The sequence below is a fragment of the Streptomyces sp. E2N166 genome, assembly GCF_003671715.1.
Lineage (GTDB): Bacteria > Actinomycetota > Actinomycetes > Streptomycetales > Streptomycetaceae > Streptomyces > Streptomyces thinghirensis.
This window is the reverse complement of the sequence record NZ_RAIF01000012.1, coordinates 1,365,690-1,368,322: the sequence shown is the minus strand read 5'-3', so window position 1 is coordinate 1,368,322 and position 2,633 is coordinate 1,365,690. Positions and strand designations below refer to the sequence as shown.

Sequence of the window (2,633 nt, the reverse complement as noted above, 5' to 3'; positions counted from 1 at the left end):
GGGGCGTGCCCGCCGTGGGGCCGGTGCCGTGGCTCTCGATGCGGGGCGCGCCGCCCTGGCCGGGCACCTGGCGCGGCTCGGTCGGCGCCGCACCGGTGCCGTGGTCCGCCGTGCCGTAGGCGTGGTGCGTCCGCGCGGCGGGGCCGCCCCATCCGTCGGTCCCGGCTCCGCGTGCCGGGCCGTCCGGCCTGCCCGACCCGCTCGCGAAAGCGTCCGGCGTGCCTGCCGTGTGCGGGGGCCCGTCCGTCCCGCCCGCCGTGCGCGGGTGCGTGCCCGCCCTCCCGGTCGTGCGCGCGGAGGCGTCCGTCGCGGGGGCCGGGTGCGGGAGATCGTCCGTGCCGCCCGCAGTACGCGCGGAACCGGCCGCCGTGCCCGCGTCCCCCAAGGGCGCGTGTCGCTGTTCCCCGTCCGCCACGCGCGCGTGGGCCACCTCGTCGGCGGCGCCCGTCCCGGCGGCGGACGGGAGTGCCCGTGCACCGGACAGCCGTACGTGCCCCTCGCCGTCCGGGGTCGTCGCCACCCGTGCCTGCGCCCCCTTGGGGACCGGCACGAGCCGCAGGGCCGACTCGCCGATCCGCAGCAGCGCGCCCGGCACGAGGCGGACCGGGCGGGTGCCCACGTGGGCGCCGTCCAGAGTGGTGCCGTTGGTGGAGCCGAGGTCGGCGACCGAGACGTGGCCGTCGGAGGCGACGGTCACGGCGCAGTGCATCCGGGAGACGTCCGGGTCGTCGAGCGCGACGTCGGCGTCGGCCGAGCGGCCGAGCTGGATCTGGCCGCCGTGCAGCAGGTGGACGCCGCCGGCGTCGGGACCGGCGACCACGTGGAGCTGGGCCGGGACGTCGGCCGGCTCGGTGTGCGGGTCGGGTTCGCCCGGGGCGCCGAGGCAGAGCACGGCGCCGTCGGTCAGCGGGGGCTCGCCCAGGGTGCTGCGCTGGGCGTCGAGCCGCTGCGCGCCGGCGTAGAGCACCACCTGACCGGAGCCCGCGCCCTCACCACCGGGGAGCGCCGCGGCCAGCGCGGAGGCGACCGCGGCCAGTGCCGTGCCGGCCGGTGCGGTGACCAGCACGTCGCAGCTCGCGGCGCGGCCCCCCACCGAAGCATGCGGGCCCAGCGGGTCTACGACGGTCAGCCGGATCTGCATCGCCGTCAGCGGTCCCTTCGCGCGGGCGCCCGCGCGCCGGGGACAGAAGCCGTCTACCACGGTCCCCCACCGCGGACTTCCCCCACCGCCACACGAGCACGTCGGCCAGTACTGCACGCATCCTCGCACCTGCCACTGACAACGCGCCCGTCGCCCGCCATCAAATGATCTTGATTGGTCGCCTCTGCCCGCAAAAGTGCCTGACAGGTGACGTCCGGATGATCGAATGGCGTCCGCTTGAGATCGGTCACGTCCGGGCCCGGCAACCAAGGGACCGGGTCGAGCGTCTTCCCCTCGAACATGCACCTGAACGGGTACCGGACACGGAACGTAAGACGTACCTGCGGACCAATGGGAACCCCACACAACGACGACAACCCGGTGCCGGGACCGCGGCATTACAGTGGGTCGGAACAGCCAGCAAGCAACAGGGAGCGCATGACGTGCGGCCGGTAGGCAGCAAGTACCTCCTCGAGGAGCCCCTCGGCCGCGGCGCCACGGGCACCGTCTGGCGGGCCCGTCAGCGGGAGACCGCGGGCGCCGAGGCGGCCGTGGCCGGACAGCCCGGCGAAACCGTCGCGATCAAGGTCCTCAAGGAGGAGCTCGCGAGCGATCCCGACATCGTGATGCGCTTCCTGCGGGAGCGCTCCGTCCTGCTCCGGCTGACCCACCCCAACATCGTCCGGGTCCGCGACCTGGTCGTCGAGGGCGAGCTGCTGGCGCTCGTCATGGACCTCGTCGACGGTCCCGACCTGCACCGCTACCTGCGCGAGAACGGGCCGTTCACCCCGGTCGCCGCGGCCCTGCTCACCGCCCAGATCGCCGACGCCCTCGCCGCCAGCCACACCGACGGCGTCGTCCACCGCGACCTGAAGCCGGCCAACGTCCTGCTGAAGCAGACCGGCGGCGAGATGCACCCGATGCTCACCGACTTCGGCATCGCCCGCCTCGCCGACTCGCCCGGCCTCACCCGCACCCACGAGTTCGTCGGCACGCCCGCGTACGTGGCGCCGGAGTCCGCCGAGGGGCGCCCGCAGACCTCCGCGGTCGACGTGTACGGCGCCGGCATCCTGCTGTACGAGCTGGTCACCGGCCGGCCCCCGTTCGGCGGGGGTTCCGCGCTGGAGGTCCTGCACCAGCACCTGAGCGCCGAACCGCGCCGCCCCTCCACCGTCCCCGACCCCCTGTGGACGGTCATCGAGCGCTGCCTGCGCAAGAATCCCGACGAGCGCCCCAGTGCCGAGAACCTCGCCCGCGGCCTGCGCGTCGTCGCCGAGGGCATCGGCGTGCATTCGAGCAGCGCGCAGATCGGAGCCGCCGAGAACGTCGGCGTGCTCCTCGCCCCCGACCCCGCGCCCGCGCAGGTACCGGGCGCCCCCGGCGGCGCGGACCCGACGCAGGTCCTGCCGCAGAACCCGAACGGCGCCTACGACCCGAACGGCGCGACCAGCGTCCTGCCGCACACCGGCAACGCCTCGGGCGCCGCCGACCC

General features: G+C 75.4%; 2 protein-coding genes. One reads left to right on the top strand and one right to left on the bottom strand.

Annotated features, from left to right (window positions below):
* Positions 1-1,141: FHA domain-containing protein (locus EBH09_RS14005; RefSeq protein ID WP_121747259.1), on the bottom strand; the 1,141-nt coding region annotated here is incomplete at its 3' end.
* A gap of 443 nt (positions 1,142-1,584) precedes the next feature.
* On the opposite strand from EBH09_RS14005, the gene EBH09_RS14000 reads away from it, so the two are divergent.
* The coding region (locus EBH09_RS14000) for a serine/threonine-protein kinase (protein ID WP_153182657.1) at positions 1,585-2,633 on the top strand (1,049 nt) is incomplete at its 3' end.